The 20,878-nt window shown below is 72.1% G+C and carries 17 protein-coding genes; 4 read left to right on the plus strand and 13 right to left on the minus strand.

The window, feature by feature from the left end; genetic code table 11:
• Window positions 1–52: 52 nt before the first annotated feature.
• From AB0H87_RS05385 to AB0H87_RS05405, 5 genes are read right to left on the minus strand one after another with little or no spacing between them, the layout of a single operon-like run.
• Entirely contained in the window at window positions 53–829 is a 777-nt protein-coding gene (locus tag AB0H87_RS05385) for an ABC transporter permease (protein ID WP_360140014.1), read from the minus strand.
• A gap of 8 nt (window positions 830–837) precedes the next feature.
• On the minus strand, window positions 838–1,611 hold the full coding sequence (locus AB0H87_RS05390; RefSeq protein ID WP_360140017.1) for an ABC transporter permease: 774 nt from the start codon (window positions 1,609–1,611) through the stop codon (window positions 838–840).
• Complete coding sequence (locus tag AB0H87_RS05395; RefSeq protein WP_360140020.1) at window positions 1,608–2,606, minus strand: ABC transporter ATP-binding protein; 999 nt, start codon at window positions 2,604–2,606, stop codon at window positions 1,608–1,610. The genes AB0H87_RS05390 and AB0H87_RS05395 overlap by 4 nt, the downstream gene beginning before the upstream one ends.
• Window positions 2,607–2,652: 46 nt before the next feature.
• A complete protein-coding gene (locus AB0H87_RS05400) occupies window positions 2,653–3,663 on the minus strand; it encodes a helix-turn-helix domain-containing protein (RefSeq protein ID WP_360140023.1) in 1,011 nt (336 codons plus the stop codon).
• A 54-nt stretch (window positions 3,664–3,717) separates the two neighbouring features.
• The gene (locus AB0H87_RS05405; RefSeq protein ID WP_360140026.1) at window positions 3,718–5,037 is read right to left on the minus strand and encodes a hypothetical protein; all 1,320 of its coding nucleotides are present in this window, start codon (window positions 5,035–5,037) and stop codon (window positions 3,718–3,720) included.
• A 360-nt stretch (window positions 5,038–5,397) separates the two neighbouring features.
• Here AB0H87_RS05405 and ileS point away from each other — a divergent pair, with 360 nt between their 5' ends.
• Together ileS and AB0H87_RS05415 are read left to right on the plus strand one after the other, a co-directional pair.
• Entirely contained in the window at window positions 5,398–8,520 is a 3,123-nt protein-coding gene (gene ileS / locus AB0H87_RS05410) for an isoleucine--tRNA ligase (RefSeq protein WP_360140029.1), read from the plus strand.
• A 77-nt stretch (window positions 8,521–8,597) separates the two neighbouring features.
• Entirely contained in the window at window positions 8,598–9,284 is a 687-nt protein-coding gene (locus tag AB0H87_RS05415) for a lysophospholipid acyltransferase family protein (RefSeq protein WP_360140032.1), read from the plus strand.
• Here the strand turns inward: AB0H87_RS05415 and AB0H87_RS05420 are convergent.
• Window positions 9,196–9,882, minus strand: coding sequence for a TetR family transcriptional regulator (locus AB0H87_RS05420; protein WP_360140035.1), 687 nt, complete (start codon window positions 9,880–9,882; stop codon window positions 9,196–9,198). The genes AB0H87_RS05415 and AB0H87_RS05420 overlap by 89 nt on opposite strands.
• A gap of 88 nt (window positions 9,883–9,970) precedes the next feature.
• Between AB0H87_RS05420 and AB0H87_RS05425 the strand changes: the two genes are divergently transcribed.
• Window positions 9,971–11,131, plus strand: a complete 1,161-nt coding sequence (locus AB0H87_RS05425) for an alkane 1-monooxygenase (RefSeq protein ID WP_360140038.1) — start codon at window positions 9,971–9,973, stop codon at window positions 11,129–11,131.
• Window positions 11,132–11,148: 17 nt separating this feature from the next.
• Here the strand turns inward: AB0H87_RS05425 and AB0H87_RS05430 are convergent, their stop codons facing one another.
• The 6 genes from AB0H87_RS05430 to AB0H87_RS05455 form a co-directional block, all read right to left on the minus strand.
• Window positions 11,149–12,792 carry an SdrD B-like domain-containing protein gene (locus AB0H87_RS05430; RefSeq protein WP_360140041.1) on the minus strand — a complete coding sequence of 548 codons (1,644 nt, stop codon included), beginning with the start codon at window positions 12,790–12,792 and terminating at the stop codon, window positions 11,149–11,151.
• Window positions 12,793–12,862: 70 nt separating this feature from the next.
• Window positions 12,863–14,188, minus strand: a complete 1,326-nt coding sequence (locus AB0H87_RS05435) for an MFS transporter (protein WP_360140044.1) — start codon at window positions 14,186–14,188, stop codon at window positions 12,863–12,865.
• Window positions 14,189–14,238: 50 nt separating this feature from the next.
• Window positions 14,239–15,984 carry a hypothetical protein gene (locus tag AB0H87_RS05440; protein ID WP_360140047.1) on the minus strand — a complete coding sequence of 582 codons (1,746 nt, stop codon included), beginning with the start codon at window positions 15,982–15,984 and terminating at the stop codon, window positions 14,239–14,241.
• 62 nt (window positions 15,985–16,046) lie between these two features.
• Complete coding sequence (locus AB0H87_RS05445) at window positions 16,047–16,802, minus strand: SDR family oxidoreductase (RefSeq protein ID WP_360140050.1); 756 nt, start codon at window positions 16,800–16,802, stop codon at window positions 16,047–16,049.
• The gene (locus tag AB0H87_RS05450) at window positions 16,799–18,268 is read right to left on the minus strand and encodes a cryptochrome/photolyase family protein (RefSeq protein ID WP_360140053.1); all 1,470 of its coding nucleotides are present in this window, start codon (window positions 18,266–18,268) and stop codon (window positions 16,799–16,801) included. The genes AB0H87_RS05445 and AB0H87_RS05450 overlap by 4 nt, the downstream gene beginning before the upstream one ends.
• A 29-nt stretch (window positions 18,269–18,297) precedes the next feature.
• Window positions 18,298–19,350, minus strand: a complete 1,053-nt coding sequence (locus AB0H87_RS05455; RefSeq protein ID WP_360140056.1) for a hypothetical protein — start codon at window positions 19,348–19,350, stop codon at window positions 18,298–18,300.
• A gap of 60 nt (window positions 19,351–19,410) precedes the next feature.
• On the opposite strand from AB0H87_RS05455, the gene AB0H87_RS05460 reads away from it, so the two are divergent.
• Window positions 19,411–19,806, plus strand: a complete 396-nt coding sequence (locus AB0H87_RS05460) for a VOC family protein (RefSeq protein ID WP_360140059.1) — start codon at window positions 19,411–19,413, stop codon at window positions 19,804–19,806.
• Here AB0H87_RS05460 and AB0H87_RS05465 read toward each other — a convergent pair.
• Entirely contained in the window at window positions 19,803–20,819 is a 1,017-nt protein-coding gene (locus AB0H87_RS05465) for a prenyltransferase (protein WP_360140062.1), read from the minus strand. The genes AB0H87_RS05460 and AB0H87_RS05465 overlap by 4 nt on opposite strands.
• Window positions 20,820–20,878 lie beyond the last annotated feature (59 nt).

A 20,878-nucleotide genomic window follows, 5' to 3' on the forward strand; every position in this document is an offset into this window, starting at 1 on the left:
TACGAACGTACATAAGCAATGTACGCCTGTACACATGACGCGGGTCACCCGCTCACAAGGTGTCGAGCGACGCGCGGCGCCGTGACTCCGCCTCGAAGACCTTGAGCAACAGCGCCGCCACCACGGCGTACGCGAACCCGACAAGCACCTCCCGCCCGAGCGACGGCAACGCCGCGCCGAAGCCGTCCCCGGCGACCAATAGGCGGGCCGCCGACGCCGCGTGCGTGATCGGCAGCCCACCGCCCACGACCCGCATCCATTCCGGCAGGTGCTCCGCCGGCACGTTCACCCCGGTCAGCAGCATCATCAGCGCGAGCGACACGTTGGAGATCAGCCAGACGTCCCGGAACCGCAGCCCCAGCGCGCCGAGGGTCAGCCCGAAACAGGCGCAGGACAGCGAACCCACCGCGAGCGTCACCGCCAGGCCCGGCAACGCCGAGGCGGGAATCCGCAGGCCCAGCAGGATCGACCCGACGGTCAGCGTGAACACGGCGATCAACAGACCGTTCCCGGCGTACGGGATGGCCCGGCCGAGGAAGATCAGCGTGCGCGGCCGCGGCGAGAGCAGCACGTGGCCGAGCGTGCCCCAGCGGCGCTCGTTGGCGACCGCGAGCGTGCCGCCGAACACGCAGGCGAGCGTCGCGGAGAGCACCGCGTTGCCGACGACGTAGAAGGTGTCGTCGGCGACGCCGAGCTGGCGGCCGAGGTAGGCGAAGAACAGCAGCTGGAACAGCGGCGCGACGAGTAGGGTGCCGACGAACATCGACGGCGTGGCCCAGTTGAACAGGGCGCGGTAGGCGATCACGCCCCCGACGACGAGCAGGCGCACGGCACTCCTCAGGCTAGGGCGAGGGTCGCGTTCGCGCGGGCGCGACGCTCCACGTAGGACATGACGGTGGCGCCGGCGACCAGGCACACCGCGCTGATCGCGAGGCACGCGCCCAGCGACGGCCAGACCGGGCCGGCGCCCGTGACCGACTCGCGGACCGCGCGAGCGGCCCAGGTGGTCGGCAGCACCGCGCTGATCGGGCCGGTCCAGCCGGGCAGCACGGTGATCGGCACGAGCATCCCGGAGACCAGCCAGACCGGGTACTCGAGGGCGTTGTTGACCGCGTTGGCGTTCGGCACCAGCACGAAGGTCGAGGCGAGCAGCAGGCCGAACATCCCGAGGCCGAGGATGGCGGCCGGCACCGCGACCGCGAAACCGAGGGGGTCGGCGATCTCCAGCGGGATCCGGTAGACGAGACCACCCCAGAGCAGGGTCGCGACCATCGCGTACGTGCCGGTGACCGCGGTCGCCAGGGTGATCGGGAAGATCAGCAGCGCCGGCGGCCGGGGCGAGAGCATCAGCATCTCCAGCGTGCCCTGCCAGCGCTGCATCTGGATGGCCCCGCCGGATCCGAAGAGGACGGAGCTCCAGACGGCCATCATCCCGGCGCCGACGGCCGCCTCCAGCATCCGGTGCGGCTCGCTGCCGGCGCGGAACAGGTAGACCGCCAGGGTCGCCTGGACCAGCGGGACGAACAGCGCGGTGGCGATCTCGAACTGGGACCGGCTCATCTGCTTGACGTGCAGCAACGTGCCGAGCGCGACCAACCGCACGATGCTCACGCGGTCACCGTCGCCGGCCTGCGGTCGACCCCGTTGACGATGGCGACGTACGCGTCCTCGAGCGTGGGCGCCCGGGCGGTGACCCGGCCGAGCCGCACCCCGTCCAGCGCCCGCAGCACGTCGGCCTGCACGTCCACGGCGGCGTCGGACTGCACGGTGAGCACCTGGCCCGCGCCGACCACGGCGACGCTCGCCTCGCGTACGCCCGGAAGCAGGTCGATGCCCTTGACCTGCGCGTCCGTGACACCGAAGGCCTGCACCTCGAGCACCCGGCGGCCTTCCGCGTGGTGCTTGAGCTCGTCGGCGGTGCCCAGCGCCTGGATCTCGCCGCCCGCGATCACCGCGATCCGGTCGCACAGCTCCTCGGCCTCGGCCATGTAGTGGGTGGTGAGCAGCACGGTCGTCCCCGTCGCGGCCAAGCCGGCGACCGTGCTGCGCAACTCCCGGGCGGCGACCGGGTCGACCCCGATCGACGGCTCGTCGAGGAAGAGCACCTCGGGCTCGTGCAGGAGCCCGCGGGCGATGTGCAGCCGCTGGCGCATGCCCCGGGAGTAGCCCTCGACTCGGTCCCGTTCCCGCCCCGTCAGGCCGACCAGCTCCAGCAGCTCGCCGATCCTTCGCTTCTGCCGGGCCGCGGGGACGCCGTACAGCTCCGCGAAGTAGCGCAGGTTGTCCAGCGCCGACAGCCGGTCGTAGAGGCCGCGGTCGCCGCCGAAGACGTACCCGATCCGCCGGCGTACCTCCCGGGTCTGCGTCACCACGTCGAAGCCGCACACCCGCGCGGTCCCGGCGCTGGGGATGAGCAGCGTGTTGAGCAGCTTGATGGTGGTGGTCTTGCCGGCGCCGTTGGGCCCGAGCAGGCCGAACAGCTCGCCGCGGCGGACGTCGAGGTCCACGCCCCGGACGGCGTCGACCGCCACCCGGCGGGGGTTCAGCCAGCCGGTGCGCGTGCGGTAGGTCCGGCGCAGGTCGCACGCCTCGATCGCGAGAGCCATGCCGGGGACGCTAAGGGTGCGCTTCCGCCGTGGAAACGAATTCGGCTTATGCCGAATGCTGCGCGCGGGCCTGGTCGTCGCCGAGCAGGTTGAGCAGGGCCAGGCCCGCCGGCTCGAGGGAGTAGAGCACCCGCCGGCCGACCCTTCGCCGGTTGACGACGCCGGCCGCGGTGAGGGCGGCCAGGTGTTCCGAGACGGTGCTGGGGGCCAGGCCCAGGGTGGCGGCCAGGCCGACGGTGGTCGCGGGCCGGGCGAGCGCGTCGAGCACGGCGGCCCGCCCGCGCCCGAGCAGGATGGCCAGCCGGTCCGGGCCGGCCGGCCGCGGCCGGCGTTCGGCGAGCACCGCCGCACCGCGCGCCTGGTACGAGACCGCGACGACCTCCGGGTGGTCGGTCGAGCACATCAGCGCGCCGGCGGAGAAGATCAGCGGGATCAGCAGCAGCCGCCGGTCGACGGCGGAGAACGTGTGGTCCAGGTGCTTGACCAGGGTCAGCACCGGGCGCTCCCAGATCACCCGCTGGTGCAGGTCGGCGAGCAGCGCGTCCGGCCCGTCGGCGGCCAGCGCCCGGGCCCGGTGCAGCACCTCCTCGTCGAGGGCGGCCCGCATCACGGGCCAGTGCGGCGCGAGCGCCTTGTCCCAGTAGGCGGCCAGGTCGTCGGCGACCCGGGCGAACATGCGCTCCCGGTCGTCGCGGAACGGCTGGATCCAGCCGGGTGGGTCGCTGCCGTAGTAGCTCGCGAGCTGCTGCTCGACCTGGCTCGCCGGCGTCGCGCAGAACTGGTGCAGCTCCTCGTCGAGCGTGGGCGCGGGCCCGGGTGGGAGCGGCGTGAGGAAGTCGGGGGAGCGGGGCAGGGCGTGCAGGTAGAGCCGCAGCGGCGCGGTGGCCGGCAGGTCGCGGAACACCTCCCGGGCCCGGTCGGCCCACGCCGCGTAGGGAAACGGCACCTCGGCCGGGTCGCGCTTGAGCAGGTAGAGGCCGACCACGGTCTCCCAGAGCGGGCTGATCGCGATGCGGGTGCGGTCGAGCGTGGGCGCGTCGAGCTCGATCCGAATCACGCTGACCAGCCTAGGTGGCGCCGGCCGGCCCGTGACCAGCCGGCGCCTGCGGTGTCAGTCGACCCGCACGGCGGTGCTGGTCGCCGCCTTGAAGATGTCGGTCTCGCCCGGGTACCGCGCACGCCAGTGCCCCGCCGACAACTGGTCGAGCGTCGCGCGGAAGACGCCGCTGGAATCGGCCTCGACCGTCGTCACGGTCTGCCAGGTCGTCGCGCCGAGCGGCTTGAACTGCAGCTCGATCGGGATGCTGCCCGGGTGCAGGCCGCCGTCGAAGTCGAGGTCACCCTCGATCCACACGGGCCCGGCCGCGTTGCGGCCGGCGGCGAAGGTGGCGAAGTGCGACGTCTGGAGAACGGTGACCCAACGGCTCGTCTTGAGCGCGTCACCGAGGAAGACGTCCTGGTCGGAGCCGGAGTGGCTGAGCTGGAGGTAACCGGTGGAACTGGGCGCCACGGTGAGCGTGTAGCGGCCTTCGGCGTCGGTCGTGGCGAGGACACCCAGGAAGCGGCACATGGAGGTGGACTCGCACCAGCCCGCCACCACGGGCGCGTCGGCGAGGGGGACGTACCCGTCGCCGTAGTTGCGGGTCAGCGTGCCTGTCGCCGTGACCGTCTCGCCGAGGTCGACCCGGGAACGGTCGAGCGCGAGCGTGAAGCGCGTCGGGGCGGGCGTCACTGTCACCGGGAGGTCGTAGATCTGCTCGGTTCCGGCGTAGCCGGGGTGGTCGTTGTCGTACTGATAGCTGACGGAGACCGGCCCGACCGTGTCGTCGAACCCGATCGTGCCCACGAACGTGCCGTCGGCCCGGGTGTAGGCCGTCGCGAACTGACAGCAGTAGCTCGAGAGCTGGACGGGCAGCCCGGCGCCGACCGGGCGCGCCGTGGTGCTGCCGGGCCAGGTGCCCAGCATCCGGCCCCGGACGGTGACGGTCCTGTTCTGATAGGTCACCGTCGACCGGTTGAGGCTGAGCTGGTCGAAGCTCGTGGTGACGAAATAGCCGAAGCTGCCGGCCAGGTCGCGACGGGTGTGGTTGCCGTCGACGTCGGTGACCTCGACGTCGATCCGGAAGGTCCCGATGGCCGACAGTCGCAGCGGCGTCGAGACCCAGTCGCCGTCGCGTGCGGTGCCGGAAGCGAGCGCGAAGTCGCTGGTGCTGGCGACCACTTCCTGGGTCGAGTAGCTCACCAGGTGGGCCGTGACCGAGGCGACATCGGCATCGGCGGTGGTCGAGACCCTGATGCGGGTCGGGTCTTCGCGGTCGTTCGTGGCCTGGCCGACGACCGGCGGAGCGGCCGCTAGCGCCGGCGCCGGCAGCGCGAACGCCGCGATCGCGCCGACCGCCCCGAGGGCGATGATGTGACGGATACGCCGCAAGGCGTCCCTCCCGTGGCGAAGATGGATGATCTTGAGTGGAAGGGTAAGGCCAAGCTCCGATCGGCGTCGCCCGACGGCGCATATGGGACGGGCGGCGCGGCGAGCGCGCGGTAATACGGATGAAGGTGTCCGGGGGAGTCGGGTAGCCTTGGAGGCCATAGGCGACGACCCGGCCATCACCGGTGAGCCTCCGGAAGAACGGATCTTCGGATCTCAGTAGAACCGGACGGGTTCGGCCCGTTACAGCCGGCCAACGAGCGGGTGGTCGTCCCTTGACCATCAAGCGGGGTGGTACCGCGGCCCTCGGGTCGTCCTCGCAGTCCACGACGTGTGTGAGCTGTTCGAGGAGATTGACCACCGATGGCCTATCCCAAGCACGAGAGCAAGCCGGGCGTCCCGGCGAGCCCCGACCTGCCCGCGGTCGAGCGGCGTGTGCTGGACCACTGGACGGCCGACAAGACCTTCGAGGCGTCCGTCGAGCTGCGCGACGCCGGCGTCAACGGCGACAACGAGTTCGTCTTCTACGACGGTCCGCCCTTCGCCAACGGCCTCCCGCACTACGGGCACCTGCTCACCGGTTACGTGAAGGACGTGGTCCCCCGCTACCAGACGATGCGCGGCAAGCGGGTCGAGCGCCGGTTCGGGTGGGACACCCACGGGCTGCCCGCCGAGGTGGTCGCGGAGAAGCAGCTCGGCATCACCACCAAGGCCGAGATCGTCGACCTGGGTGTGGAGCGGTTCAACGACGTCTGTCGCACCTCGGTCCTGCAGTACACCCAGGACTGGGAGCGTTACGTCACCCGCCAGGCGCGCTGGGTCGACTTCACCAACGACTACAAGACGCTCGACCTGTCCTACATGGAGAGTGTCATGTGGGCGTTCAAGAGCCTGCACGACAAGGGCCTGGTGTACGAGGGCTTCAAGGTGCTCGCGTACTGCTGGCGCTGTGAGACCCCGCTGTCCAACACCGAGACGCGGATGGACGACGTCTACCGCGACCGGCACGACCCGTCGCTGACCGTCTGGTTCACGCTCGACAGCGGCGAGAAGCTCGCGGTCTGGACCACCACGCCGTGGACGCTGCCGTCGAACCTCGCGGTGGCGGTCGGCCCCGACATCGAATACGCGGAGTTCACCGACGACGCCGGGCAGGTCTACCTGGTCGGTGCCGCGCGCGTCGACTACTACGCCAAGGAGCTGGAGGGTTTCACCCGCACCGGCACCCGCAGCGGCGCCGAGCTGGTCGGCAAGCGCTACACGCCGCTGTTCGACTTCCTGGTCGACCAGGCCGGGCCGAACGCCTATCAGATCCTCGGTGGCGACTTCGTCACGACCGAGGACGGCACCGGCGCCGTGCACATGGCGCCCGCGTTCGGTGAGGAGGACCAGAACGCCTGCAACGCGGCCGGCATCCCGACCATCGTGACGGTCGACGACCACACCCGGTTCACGGCGCTCGTGCGCCCGTACGAGGGAATGCAGGTCTTCGAGGCCAACAAGCCGGTGACCCGCGACCTCAAGGAGCGCGGGGTGGTGGTGCGGCAGGAGACCTACACGCACTCCTACCCGCACTGCTGGCGGTGCGACACGCCCCTGGTCTACAAGGCCGTGTCGTCGTGGTTCGTCCAGGTGACCAAGTTCAAGGACCGGATGGTCGAGCTCAACCAGCAGATCGACTGGACGCCCGCCCACGTCAAGGACGGGTCGTTCGGCAAGTGGCTGGCCAACGCCCGTGACTGGTCGATCAGCCGGAACCGGTTCTGGGGCTCGCCGATCCCGGTGTGGAAGTCGGACAACCCGGAATACCCGCGCCTCGACGTGTACGGCTCGCTGGACGAGCTGGAGCGGGACTTCGGTGTCCGCCCGGCCGACCTGCACCGGCCCGGGATCGACAACCTGACGCGGCCCAACCCCGACGACCCGACCGGTCAGTCGACGATGCGGCGCGTCCCCGAGGTGCTCGACTGCTGGTTCGAGTCCGGGTCGATGCCGTTCGCCCAGGTGCACTACCCGTTCGAGAACGCGGACTGGTTCGAGCACCACTACCCGGGCGACTTCATCGTCGAGTACATCGGACAGACGCGGGGCTGGTTCTACACCATGCACGTGCTGGCGACGGCGCTGTTCGACCGGCCGGCGTTCCGCACCTGCGTGAGCCACGGCATCCTGCAGGGTTCCGACGGGCGCAAGATGAGCAAGAGCCTGCAGAACTACCCGGACGTCTACTACGTGTTCGACGAGTACGGCTCCGACGCGATGCGCTGGATGCTGATGTCCTCGCCCGTTCTGCGCGGCGGCGACATGCCCGTCACCGAGCCGGCGATCCGGGACACGGTGCGGCAGGTCCTGCTTCCACTGTGGAACGTCTGGTACTTCTTCTCGCTGTACGCCAACGCGGACGGTTACTCGGCGGTGCGGCGGGTCGACTCGACGCACCTGCTCGACCGCTACGTGCTGGCGAAGACGCGGGAGCTGGTCGAGACGGTCACCCGGCAGATGGGCGCGTACGACATCTCGGGCGCGTGCCTGACCGTGCGGACGTTCCTGGACGCGCTGACCAACTGGTACGTGCGGCGCTCGCGCGACCGGTTCTGGGCGGGCGACCGGGACGCGTTCGACACGCTCTACACGGTGCTGGAGACGCTGACCCGGGTGATGGCTCCGCTGGCGCCGTTGACCGCCGAGGAGGTCTGGCGCGGGCTGACCGGTGAGCGGTCGGTGCACCTGACCGACTGGCCGTCGGCCGACGAGTTCCCGGCGGACCACGACCTGGTCGCGGCGATGGACGCCGTGCGGGAGCTGGTGTCGTCGGCGCTGTCCGTGCGCAAGGCCAAGGGGCTGCGGGTGCGGCTGCCGCTGCCGCTGCTGACGGTGGCCACGCCGGACGCGGCCGTCCTGCGGCCGTTCGCCGACCTGGTCACGGACGAGGTCAACGTGAAGGCCGTGGAGTTCACCGACGACGTGGCCGCGCACTGCGAGCGGGTGCTGACGGTGGTGCCCCGGGCGCTCGGCCCGCGGGTCGGTGGTGCCGTGCAGCAGGTGATCAAGGCGGTCAAGGCCGGTGACTGGTCGCTCGTGTCGGGCCAGCCGGTCGCCGCGGGGGTCACTCTCCAGGAGGGCGAGTACGACCTGAAGCTGGTCGCCGCCGACCCGGGCAATTCGGCCACCCTGCCGGGCGGCGAGGGCGTGGTCGTGCTGGACAGCGCGGTCACCCCGGCGCTGGCGGCGGAGGGCGTCGCCCGGGACGTGGTGCGGGTGGTGCAGCAGGCCCGCCGCGACGCGGACCTGTCGGTGTCCGACCGGATCCGGGTGGACCTCGACGGGTCCGCCGAGGTGCGTGCGGCGGTGGAGGACCACCGGGACTTCGTGGCCCGGGAGGTGCTGGCCGACGCGATCACGTTCGGCGGCTCCGGCGGCGTGGGCGGTTTCGCGGGCGAGGTCGGCGACGGAGAGACCGTACGGGTGACGGTCACGCGCAGTTAGGGATTTTCTGCCACTCGCGGCGGCGGGCGGTGTCGGTTACGGTGACACCGCCCACGCCGCGAGGACCCGGAGGACCCGTGCCGCTGCTCTACACGATCGGCTACTACACCGTGGGCACTGCCATGCGGCGGGGCTGGGCGCCGAAGGTCGAAGGGCTGGAGAACGTGCCCACCACCGGTGGCGCGATCATCGCCGGCAACCACCTGTCGGTGGCCGACGAGCTGTTCCTGGGCTCGGTCATCCCACGCCACATCGCATTCTGGGCGAAAGCGGAATATTTCACCGGCACGGGCGTCAAGGGCTGGTTCAGCCGTTCGATCATGACCGGCATCGGCGCGATCCGGGTGGAGCGGGCCGGCGGCCGGGCGGCGTTGAGCGCCTTCGACGGCGCGATCCCGGTCCTCAAGTCCGGTGACCTCGTCGCGATCTACCCGGAGGGCACCCGTTCCCCGGACGGCCGGCTCTACCGGGGCCGCACCGGCGTGGCCCGGTTGGCGCTGGCGGCCGGTGTGCCGATCATCCCGGTGGGCTTCATCGGCACGGAGCGGGTCCAGCCGATCGGCCACCGGATGCCGCGGCTGGTCCGCGGCACGGCCACGGTCAAGTTCGGCAAGCCGATCGAGGTCACGGGCCGCGAGAGCGACAGCTCGTCGCTGCGCCAGATCACGGACGAGGTCATGTCCGCGATCCAGGAGCTGACGGGCCAGGAATACGTCCCGCGTTATGCCCCGATGCTCCGCGGCGGGACTCCCCAGGCGGAGTGACGGACGTGGCGCGCACCATCCGGGCCAGGAGATCGGCGAGGTCGGCCGCGGCCTTCTCGGGCGCGGCCACCGGGTACGTCAGGTGGCTGATCACCAGCCGCACGATCGAGTCGAAGACGATCTCGAGCTCGTCCCGGCTGTAGCCGGGCAGGAACGTCGCCGCCCACTCGTGCAGCACCGCGACCGTCGCGTCGAGGATCAGCTGCGGGCGAGTCGTCAGGTAGGGCAGCAGTGCGTCGGGCTGCTCCTCGGCACCCCGCACGATGCTCTTGATCAGTAGGTTGTCGGCGGCGTCGCCGAGCGTCACGCCGATGGCGGCCCGCGCGGCGGCACGGACGTCGGTGCCGTGGCCGTGCAGGGCCGCGCGCACCGCGCCGAGGAACCGGTCGATCTCCGCGGCGGCGAGTGCATCGGCCAACCCGGCCTTGTCGCCGAACTCGTTGTAGACGGTCTGCCGACTCACCCCGGCGGCCGCGGCGACGTCGGCCATGCGCACCTCCCGCCAGCCCCGGGCGACGGCCAGCTCGCGTGCGGCCGCCACCAGCGTGGCCCGCAGGCGGGCCCGCACGGCGGTGCGGTGGCGGACCGGCTCGCTCATGGTCCACATCGTACGTCGCTCTGGACAGCACAGGCCACCTCGTCCACACTCTTTACATCGACGGTCATCGTGTAAAGGAGGCTGGCTGATGAACTGGGTGGATCCCCGCCGGCACCTCTGGCCACTGGCGCTGGTCGTGCCGATGCTGCCCTTCGCGGGCTACCTCCTGTCGCGGGTCGCCGGCGACGTCGGGTGGTGGGTGACGCCGGTCGCCGTCTTCGGCTTCATCCCGCTGATCGACGTGCTCGCCGGCCTCGACCGCCGCAACCCACCGGACACCGCCTACGCGGCGTTGCAGGGTGACCGCTACTACCGGTGGCTGACCTACCTCTACCTGCCGGCGCAGTACGCGGCGCTGGCCGTGTGCTGCGCCGTCTGGGTGAGTGGCCGACCGGGGCCGCTGGGCATGGTCGGCCTCGTGCTCACCACCGGGATCGTCAACGGCATCGCCATCAACACCGCGCACGAGCTCGGCCACAAGCGGGAGTCGGTCGAGCGGTGGCTGTCCAAGATCGCGCTGGCTCCGGCCGGTTACGGGCACTTCTTCGTCGAGCACAACCGGGGACACCACGTACGGGTGGCCACGCCCGAGGATCCGGCCAGCGCGCGACTCGGCGAGACGTTCTGGCGGTTCTGGCCCCGGACCGTGCTGGGGAGCCTGCGCTCGGCGTGGCGGCTCGAGTCGAGCCGGCTGCGGTTGCGCCGGCGCCGGGTCCTGACGCACCGCAACGAGGTCCTCAACGCGTGGGCGATGACAGCCGCCCTGGGCGTGCTCCTCACCGCGGCCTTCGGACCCGCGGTCCTGCCGTTCCTCCTGTGCCAGGCCGTGGTCGGCTTCAGCCTGCTCGAGGTGGTGAACTACCTGGAGCACTACGGGCTGCGCCGGCAGCGCGGGCCGGCCGGGCGTTACGAACCGGTCGATCCGCGGCACAGCTGGAACAGTGACCGGATCACCACCAACGTCTTCCTGTTCCAGCTGCAACGCCACAGCGACCACCACGCCAACCCGCTCCGCCGCTACCAGACGCTGCGCACGTTCGAGACGTCGCCGCAACTGCCGGCCGGCTACGCGACCATGATCCTCGTGGCGGTGATCCCGCCGGTCTGGCGAGCGGTGATGGACCACCGGGTCATCTCCCACTACGGCGGCGACGTCACCCGCGCGAACCTGGACCCGCGCGCCACCAGCCGCTATGTGTCGGCGCCGCCGCCGAGCCGGCCCACGAGGGCCGGCACGGCCAGCGCCTGACAGCGATCCCGGCCGCGCTACGCGGTCGGGACCACCCCCATGTCGACCGTCACCTCGCCACCGTCGACCACCTCGACCACCGCGCTGCGGCCCGTCACGTGGTCCCAGTATTCGCCGGTCTGGGTGATGTCCGAGTCGGTCGCGTCGTCGCCGGCGTCCGGCGTGGTGAACACGACGCCGGCGCGCGTGTCGACCTCGACCACGTAGCGCCCGGGTGCCAGCCGGACCCGGTAGTCACCGTTGCGGTCGTTGATGTAGCCGATCGGCGTGTCCCAGGTAGGCGTCGTGCCCTCCCGGACGAACAGGATCCGGCCGATGTCCCAGGCGGCGATCGGCTCGCCGGACGCGCGCTGCCCGTCGCTGTCGAGGTCGCGCCAGGCGACTCCGCGGACGGCGCCCTCCGCCACGTAGGTCGTGCTGCCGGAGGCCGTGTTGTTGTCGACGTTCGGCTCGTCGCCGGCCCGGGTCGCGGTGGCGGTGAACGTCAACGTGCCGTCGGGCGTTCCCGCGGCGGCGACCACGTCGAAGGTCAGGACGACCGTGCCGCCCATGTCCCAGCTGTCCCGGACGCACTCCCACGACCGGCCGTCGGCGGGCACCGGGCACGACCAGCCCGGGTCGTCGGCCGTCACCGAGGTCGCCGTGACGGTCTCCGGCAGCGGCACGCGGATGCGGACGTCGTGGGCGAAGCTGTACGTGTTGATCGCGTAGGCCGACACCTTGAACGGCTCCCCGGCGCGCACCTCGGACGGGTAGACGTCGACGCCGTACACGTCGATGTCGGCAGGCGGCGGGTCGACGTATCGGAAGGTCGCCCGCGCGGTGTTGTTGTCGACGGTCAGCTCCGGGTCGGCCGTCGTGGCGGTCACCGTCATGGTCTCGCTGTCGCCGGCCGTGCCCGCCGGGAACTGCAGCGGCAGGTAGACGAACCCGAAGTTGCTCTCCGGGTCGGCCGACATCGCGTCGAGCGTGCAGGTCCAGGTGGCCGCGGCGACGTCGCACCGCCACGGGGCCGGGTCGAACTGCTCCGTCGGCACGTGGGCCGACGGCGGCGGCTGGATCGTCACCCGGATGTCCGACGCGGCACGGGTCCCGTGGTTGCGGACGGCGACCGAGACGCCGGCGCGGGCACCGAGGCCGCCCTCTGTGGAGATCTCGCTGGCCGTGGGGTTGACCTCCACGAGCAGGTCGGGCCGGTCGACGTAGCGGATCTGCGCGCGGTCGGTGTTGTTGGCCGTCGACGCCTCGCGGTCCTTGGTCGCGGCGGTCGCGACGACCGCGACGGTCGCGTCGGCGGCACCGGCGGGGACCTGGAGGCGCATGGTGACCGGGGCCGCCTCCGTGCCGGCCCCGATCCGACCGTACCGGCACTTGATCGGCTGGCCGACCTGGCACCGCGGGTCGACGCCCTCGCCGATGATCTGCGCACCGGCGGGCAGGTCGAGCTTGACGGTGACGTCGTCCGCGGCGGCGCCACCGGTGTTGCGCAGGGCGACGGTGACGTCGACGGGGCCGCCATCGGGCGGTAGGTCGGTGGGCGAAGCGGTGACGTCCACGACGAGGTCGGCCGGCCCCGGCGCGGCAGCCACGGGGCTGCCGGAGAGCAGGGCCAGCCCGGCGCCGGACAGCAGCGCCGCGAGCAGGGCACGGTAAGAGCGCATGTATTCCTCACGTCCTAGGGCGATCGAGCGGAGGGCGACGTATTGGTCAGCGTGAGAGCCCGAGGATCCGTTACGCCGCCGGGGTCGGCGAGGCGCGGACCGGCTCGTCGGCCGTGGATAGGTCGTCGGGCGCCACGCCCGGCTGGTCGCGGCCGTCCTGCTCGGCGGTGATCACCTTGCGCAGCGAGGCTGCCAGCAGCGCTGCCACGAGGCAGCCGATCACCGTCAGGGCGAGCCAGACCGAGCTGTGGCCGCCGCCGATCAGCGGGGCGGCGGTGATCGGGCCGACGATGCCGCTGATGCCCCAGACCATCGAGCCGAGGGCGTTGAACCGCCCGCGCAGCTCGTCGGTCGCCAGCGCGTTGAGCAGCGTCGGGTTGATCGGTGACAGCAGGGTCTCGCCGACCGCGAACACCGCGGCGCAGGCGATGACCGCCACGGCCGCGAGAGCCACGTTGCGGCCGTCGACAGCGCCGGCCACGCCGAGGATCAACCACGCCGCCGCCATGATCACGCCGACGAGGGACAGCAGGACCGTGCGGCTGCGGCCCTGGATGACGCGCACGACGAACAGCTGAGCCAGCACGATGACCAGCGTGTTCGCGGTGAAGGCGTACGCCACGGTCTGCGGGCCGACCTGCGCCACGTCGATCGCGAAAGCGGTGAAGCCGACCTCGATCTGCGCGTAGCCGCTGATCGTGAGCACCACGCTGAACGCCAGCAGCCGCCGGAAGCCGCGATGGGCGAAGACCTCCCGGTAGCCGGGCTGGCGCAGGCGGGTCTGGGCCGGTTCGCCGGTCGCGGCCGGTGCGAGCCGTCGCCCGACGCCGGGCATCGTCAGCAGGTTGACGAACGGGACGAGATAGAGCGTCGCGTCGATCAGGTAGATGACCTGGAACGTGCCGGGCCTGTCCAGGTCGACGATCGCGCCGGCGATCACCGTGCCGGTGCCGATGCCGAGGTTGAGCAGGGCGAAGTTGAGGCCGAAGGTCTTCTGGCGTTCGAGGCCGTCGGTCACCGAGGACAGGATCGTCGTGTTCGCCGCCCAGATCACGCCGCCGCCGGCGCCGATCAGCGTGACGGACAGGAACGCCTGCCAGTGCGACTGGGCGAAGCCGACGCTGCCCACCCCGGCCGCCTCGACCAGCAGCATCGGCAGGACGATCCGGCGCGCGCCGTAGCGGTCCACCGCCCAGCCGCCCACCGGCCCGATCGCCAGCGCGCACACCGCCATCCACCCGATGATCAGGCCCGCCGTGCCGGCCGACACGTCTCTGACCTTCGTGAGGTAGATGAACATGAACGGCAGGGTCAGCCCCCGCCCGGTCGCCGAGAACAAGGTCGCGGCCAGCAGCCGACGCGCCTCGGGCCGACGGGGAAGGGCATCACGGAGCATGGCTCATCCTGACGTCCGGGTACGACAACCCGCCTCGCATTTACGGTGAGCTACGGCGGCGCGTCCGGAAGGAGGTAGACCACCGCCTCCGGGGTGTCCACGCGCCGGAGCGACAGGCCGTCGGTGCGGCCCGTGAGCGTGCCTTCGTACGGTGTGCCCCGCACGGCGTCGCGGACCACGACGACGCTGCGCACGCCGGTCGCGCGCAGGAGGGCGACGCTGTCCGCGTCCGGGAAGGTGACCGTGGCCTCGCGGATCGCGTTCTGCCGTTGTGGGGTGAAGGCGGCCGCACCGTTGACCATCGGTGGGAACCGGTCCGTGGTCCACAGCATCGGGATGCCGTCGATGGTCGCGCCGCTGGGCAGCACGAGCATCGGCGCCGGCGCGGTGGCCAGAATCGGCGGCGCGGTCGGCATCGGCGGGTGCGGCGTCGTGTTCAGGCCCTCGGCCACGACCAGCAGCGGCAGCAGCACCAGCGCCAGCCGCACCGGCTTCGTGCCGGCCACGACCAGCCGGGCGACCGCGCCGGCGGCCAGGACGGCGAGCAGCAGCGTGGTCCAGACGACCAGGCGGCCGGGGGTACGGATCCCGTCGAAGCCGGGCAGCGCGTAGAGCAACCCGTAGGTGTAGCGGCCGCCGCCAGGGCCTTCCGTGCCCATCGCCAGCACGATGCTCGCGATCACCGCCGCGGCCAGCAGCAGCCGCTGCCGTAGCGTCCAGATCGACAGCACGACGCCGACCGCGGCGAGCCCGTAGAGGGCGAACCCGGGCAGCAGCGAGACCTCACCCCGGTGGCCGAGGTCCGCGCGGGCGCCGGCGAACAGGTCGCCCCACACGATCGAGGTGCCCGGCGAGGTGAAGAAGCCGCGCAGCGGCGGCGAGGACCACTGCAGGTCCTCCCAGCTGCGCCGCACGTACGGGAACTGCTCCGCCACCAGCAGGTAGGGCCGGGCCATGAACCCCGCGACGGCGAGGAACACCGCCAGCCCGGCGCCGTCGGCGAGCACCAGGCGGCGGGACAGCGGCGGGCGGCGCCAGAGCCAGCCGAGCACCGCCACGACGCAGACCAGCGCCAGGGCGTACCCGAACGGCACGCCGATGCCGAAGCCCAGCGACAGTTGCCACGCGGCGACGCACCACCCGCCGACGACCCAGCCCGGCCGGGCGAGCGACGGGCGATATCCGTGCCGCAGCGACCAGCCGTGCCCCCGCGCCAGCATGGCCAGTGCGAGCGCGATGCCGCCCGTCGAGAGCACCTGCAGGTGCCCGGCCTGCGCGAGCCGCCACGGCGCGCACGCGAACGCCGCGCCCGCGAAGGCCCCGGCGACCCGCCCCGCGCCGAGCTGGCGGACCAGCGCATAGGCCCCGACGAACGCGAGCGCGACCGCCAGCACGAAGACGATGTTGTAGCGCAGCAGGCCCGCGGCCGGGCCCGTGCCGATCAGGCCCGCCGGCGCGTACCCCAGCAGGGTGTCCGTGAAGGCGAAGCTGTTGGGCTCCGGATGGAACGCGTTGGCCTGCCAGAGGCTCGACGGGTCCGTCCGCAGCGCGTGGCCCGACCACGCCATCTGCCACGCCTGCATGGTCGGGTCGCCGGTGTCGCTCGGGATCGTCCGGGTGGGATGGCGCAGCGTCGGCCAGGTCACCACCGCGGCCAGGGCGAGCGCGCCCAGGACGACCAGTGTCCACTCGTGCCGCAGCACGGCGAGGGCACGGCGCCGGCGGCGCGGCGGCTCGGGCGGTGGGCTCGGTGCCGCGGTGGACTCGATGGTCGGTGCTGCCCCCGTAACGATCACGGGAAGACGATGCCATCGACGCCGTCCACAAGCGATCAGCCGAAGGGCGGTTTTCTCAGTCCTTATCCGGACTCGGGGTCTTGGCCCTGTGCCGCGCGGCCGCCGTCCACCGGGATCACGGCGCCCGTGATCAGGCTCGCGCCCGGGGAGAGCAGGAACGCGACCGCCTCGGCGACCTCGTCGGCGCGGCCCACGCGGCCGAGCGGGTGCAGGCGGCCCATCTGCTCGGCCACCTGGGTCACGGCGGTCGGTGGCAGACCGGCCAGATAGTCGGCGTAGCGCGCGGTGTCGATCGAGCCGAGCGCCACGGCGTTCGCGCGGATCCCCGCGGGACCGTAGTCCACCGCCAGCGCCCGGGTCAGGCCCTCCACCGCGGCCTTCGCCGTCGCGTAGGGCAGCGCACCGCGGACCGCGCGCTGCGCCTGGTGCGACGACACGTTGACGATCGCGCCGTGGGTGCCCGCGGCCAGGAAGCGGCGGACCGCGACCGCGCTGCCGACCACGGCCGGGGCCAGGTTGAGCGCGATCAGGGCCACCACCTCCGACGCCGGTGTCCTGTCCAGGGGCAGGTCGCGGAAGACCGCCGCGTTGTTGACCCAGCCGGCCAGTGGGGCCGCCGCCTCGGCCTGGTCGGCGGCGGCGCCGGCGGCCGCCTCGTCGGTGGCGTCGCCCGTGACCGCCAGCAGGCGCGGGTGCGACCAGGTCACCGGGGCGACGTCGAGCACCACCACCGTGGTGCCGTCGACGGCGAGCAGGCGCGTCGCGATCGCGCGGCCCACGCCGGCCGCGCCGCCCGTGACCACATAGGACGCCGTCACGGCGCGGCGTCGCCCCGGTCGCGTTCCTGCTCCCGCACCGCGCCGAGGTCGTCGATGCGGTCGAGCTGCCGCATCGCCCGGCCGAGGCGGACGTTGCCGCGCAGGCGGCCGCGGTTGCGGTCCAGGAAGGCCCAGTAGCCCGCCGTGTACGGGCACGCGTTGACGCCCAGGCGCGAGCGCGGGTCGTACCGGCAGGCCCGGCAGTAGTCGCTCATCCGGTTGATGTAGGCACCACCGGCCGCGTACGGCTTCGTGGTCATCGCGCCGAGGTCCGCGTACTGGCTCATGCCGACGACGTTCGCGGTCATCACCCACTCGTAGCCGTCGACGAAGCTGCGGTGGAACCAGTCGACCAGTTCCGCCGGGCGCCAGCCGCGCTGCAGCGCGTAGTTGCCCAGGACCATCAGGCGCGGGATGTGGTGCACCCAGCCGCGGTCGCGGACGCCGGCGAGCACGTCCGACAGGCAGCGGGCCTCGACCGCGTCCGCGTCCAGGGCCCGGAACCACGCGGGCACCCGGCGGCTCGCCCGCAGGCCGTCGGCCGCGCCGTAGTCGGCGTCGAAGTACCAGTACAGGTGCCAGATGTAGTCGCGCCAGCCGATCAGCTGGCGGACGAAACCCTCCACCGAGGACAGCGGCGCCGCACCCGAGCGGTAGGCGGCCTCGGCCCGGTGCACCGCGTCCAGCGGGTCGAGCAGGCCCAGGTTGAGCGGCGCGGAGAGCAGGCTGTGCGCCATCCAGGGGTCGCCGGCGAGCATCGCGTCCTCGTACGGGCCGAACGCGGGTAGTCGGTGCTCGACGAAGTGCCGTAGTCGGGCCAGGGCCTCGCGGCGCGTGGCCGGGAACAGCCGCGGGCCGTCCCGGCCGACGAACTCGATGCCTTCGCGTTCCCAGCGGTCGAGGTCGTCGCGTACGCCCGCGTCGATCTCGTCCTCGACCGGCATCGGCGGGTCGGGCACCTGCACGCCGGACGACGGCGGCGGCCGGCGGTTCTCCGTGTCCAGGTTCCACTTGCCGCCCGCCGGCGAGTCGCCGTCCATCAGCACGTCAAGGCGGCGCCGGGCGTCGCGGTAGAAGTCCTCCATCCGCAGCCGGCCGTGCCGGCGGTCGGCCCACGCGACGAAGTCGGCGGGGGAGGTGGCGAAACCGCGCGGCGGCCGCACGGTCACCCCGTCGAGCGCGCCGACGAACGCCGCCGCCCGGCGAGAGGTCGGATGGCACACGTCCAGTGCCTCGCCGCTGACCTTGCGTAGTGCTTCGCCGTAGGTATCCGTGCGCAGGAAGATCGCTTGGTCGCCCAGCTCGGCCGCGCGGTGCCGGAGGGCGGAGAGCACGAGGTGGGCCTTCTGCCGGTGGAACGCGCGGCGGCGGAACACGGCCTTCGACTCGATCAGCAGCACGGGTTGGCGGGGCGCGTCCAGGAAGTGTGGCCCCAACTGGTCGGCGAACAACCACCGGCGGATCATCCGATCATTGTGCCCCTCGATAGAGGGATTCAACCGTCCGCTCGGCGGGTCACGATCGTGTCGCGGAGCTGGCTGAGGCGCGCGTTGCTGTCGTCGACGTCCAGCCGGGTGAACACGCCCGTGCCGAGGCTGCCGTAGTCGACCCAGGAACAGACCACGACCTGGGCGCCGTTGTCGGTGCCGACACCGCACTTGCGACTCTCGCCCCGCTCGGTCGCGGACACCGCCTTGACGTCGCGCAGGTTGTAGTTCGGCGTCACCCGGTTGATCTCCGCGGTCACGTCGCTGTCGGGGGAGAAGTGCAGACCCGTCGTGCCGAACACGGTGGCGCGCTTGCCGTCGCCGTCGACGTACACACCGGCGAACGGCGAGCTGAACCAGTTGGTCGACTGCAGCTGCCTCTTCAGCTCCTCGGCCGTCCGCTTGCTCTGCGCGTCGTCGCGCAGCGTCAGGCTCCCGATCGTGCTCGGGACGACCGCGTCGGCGGGGAACTGCGCGTACACCGGCTGGCCGAACCACGCCGGGCAGCCGCAGCAGCAGAGCAGCGAGAGCAGCGCGAGCCAGGGCCACTTGCGGCGCCGGCGCACGGGGACCGCGACGTAACCGGGTGGCGGTCGCCAACCGGGCGGCGGGCCCGCGGGCTCGGGCCGGCGCTTCGACTTCGGCTTCTTCACCGGCGTCGGTGCGGGCGTCGGCACCGGCACCGGCGGCTGCGGCGGGGCGTGCGACGCGGGCGGGGGCGGCGGCGCCGGGGGTGGTGGCGGTGGCGAGACCGGCTCCTGCCGTGTCGGCGGATAGGTCACGTCCATCGGGTACGCCGGCAGCGGGTCGGCGTCGGCCCACGGGTCGACCGGGGTGTCGGGCTCGAACGCGTGGCCCGTGGGCAGGTCGAGCGTGGGATCGCGGGGCGGCGTGGCCGGCGGCGGTGGTGGCGGCGGGAACATCGACTCGTCCTCGAGCCAGCGCTTCCGCTTGGGCGCGGGCGGTGGCACCGGTGCCGCACCGCTCCATTTAGGTTCGTGCTCGACCGGCGTCACCGGCTCGGTCGCGCCGCCGTGGCGCTCCCGTTCCTCCTCCGCCATCGCGGCACCCCTCTCCCAGCCCGACCCGAGGTTAGACGAGGCGAGCTAGTCTTCCGCCCCATGCACATCGAACTAGCCGCGATCGTTGTGGACGACTACGACGAGGCGATCGGGTTCTTCGTCGACGCCCTCGGTTTCGACCTCGTGGAGGACAGCCCGGCCGAGACCAACGACGGCCGCCCCAAGCGCTGGGTCGTGGTCCGCCCGCCGGGCGCGGTCACCGGCCTGCTGCTGGCCCAGGCCGACGGCGACGACCAGGCCGCCGTGGTCGGCAACCAGCTCGCCGGGCGCGTCGGGTTCTTTCTCCGCGTCGACGACTTCCAAACCGCGTACGACCGGATGCGCGAGGCCGGCGTGACCTTCCATGGCGAGCCCCGCCACGAGCCCTACGGGAGTGTCGTGGTCTTCGAGGACGTCGCCGGCAACAAGTGGGACCTGCTCGGACCCCGCCCCTAACGCACCGCCACCCACACGGCCCAGGCGGCCAGCCCGATGATCAGCAGTGCGCCGGCCCGCCGGGTGTGGATGAACGCCAGCGGCGCCCACCACAGTGGCCAGACCGGGTTGTTCGGCGGCGGGTCCACCGGCTTCGGCTCGCGGAACCGCCGCCACACCCAGACCAGCGTCGGCAATCCACCGAGCGTGAGCAGCGCCGGCCAGGGCAGCTCGCCGACCGCGACCAGGACCACCACGCCCACGTAGTAGAGGACCATCATGCCGACCGTGGCCGCCTTCGCGGCCGGCTCGCCGAGCACCACCGGCAGGGTGCGGGTGCCGCTGCGCCGGTCGTACGGCAGCTTGTCGATGTGCTTGCCCATCAGCACCGTGGTCGGCAGCAGCGCGTAGACGAACGCGGCGACCACGACCGCCCAGGGCAGCGTCCCGGTGCCGGCGTAGTAGACCCCGCCCACCATCAGCGGACCCCAGGTGACCAGCACGTCCGCCTCGCCGAGGCCGACCTTCTTGAGCCGCAGCGGCGGGGCCGTGTAGGCCCAGGAGAGGAACAGCCCGCCGAGCGCGAACGCGGCGATCCACCAGTCCTGCCGGACGATCAGCGTGATCATGATCGCCAGGTCGACCACCTGGCAGAGCAGGATGCCGACCACGAGCTGCCGGCGGGTGACCAGGCCGGCGAGGATCGGGTGCGGCGCGTAGAGCGCCCGCGGGTAGTCGGCGGTGTCGTTGCCGACGTCGGTGTCGGTCAGGTCGTTCATCAGGTTGTTGGCGAGGTGGGCCACGACGATGCCGATGACGGCCAGCACGACGTTGAGCCAGTCGACGGACCCGGTCGCGACGGCGGCCAGCAGGACCGCGATCAGACCCGAGGTGAACGTCATCGGCAGTACGCCGGCGCGGGTGACGACCAGCCAACGGGTGACCGAGTCGACGACGCCCTGCTCGGGCGGGTTGGTGGTGGCGAACGCGTATCGCCAGGCCGACAGCCGGTCGGCAACGCTGAGGGTGGTCACGGCATCGATGCTACGCCCGTCTTGAACCCGTTCAAGATGCCCGTGTACGCGCGGCCGAC

The sequence above is a fragment of the Asanoa sp. NPDC050611 genome (genome assembly GCF_040654855.1).
Taxonomy (GTDB): Bacteria; Actinomycetota; Actinomycetes; order Mycobacteriales; family Micromonosporaceae; genus Asanoa.

Bases quoted from the DNA above. Each gene is read 5' to 3' on its own strand.
- AB0H87_RS05395 (WP_360140020.1), bottom strand. From the start codon at position 2,606: ATGGCTCTCGCGATCGAGGCGTGCGACCTGCGCCGGACCTACCGCACG.
- ileS (WP_360140029.1), top strand. From the start codon at position 5,398: ATGGCCTATCCCAAGCACGAGAGCAAGCCGGGCGTCCCGGCGAGCCCC.
- AB0H87_RS05420 (WP_360140035.1), bottom strand. From the start codon at position 9,882: ATGAGCGAGCCGGTCCGCCACCGCACCGCCGTGCGGGCCCGCCTGCGG.
- AB0H87_RS05425 (WP_360140038.1), top strand. From the start codon at position 9,971: ATGAACTGGGTGGATCCCCGCCGGCACCTCTGGCCACTGGCGCTGGTC.
- AB0H87_RS05430 (WP_360140041.1), bottom strand. From the start codon at position 12,792: ATGCGCTCTTACCGTGCCCTGCTCGCGGCGCTGCTGTCCGGCGCCGGG.
- AB0H87_RS05435 (WP_360140044.1), bottom strand. From the start codon at position 14,188: ATGCTCCGTGATGCCCTTCCCCGTCGGCCCGAGGCGCGTCGGCTGCTG.
- AB0H87_RS05450 (WP_360140053.1), bottom strand. From the start codon at position 18,268: ATGATCCGCCGGTGGTTGTTCGCCGACCAGTTGGGGCCACACTTCCTG.
- AB0H87_RS05455 (WP_360140056.1), bottom strand. From the start codon at position 19,350: ATGGCGGAGGAGGAACGGGAGCGCCACGGCGGCGCGACCGAGCCGGTG.
- AB0H87_RS05460 (WP_360140059.1), top strand. From the start codon at position 19,411: ATGCACATCGAACTAGCCGCGATCGTTGTGGACGACTACGACGAGGCG.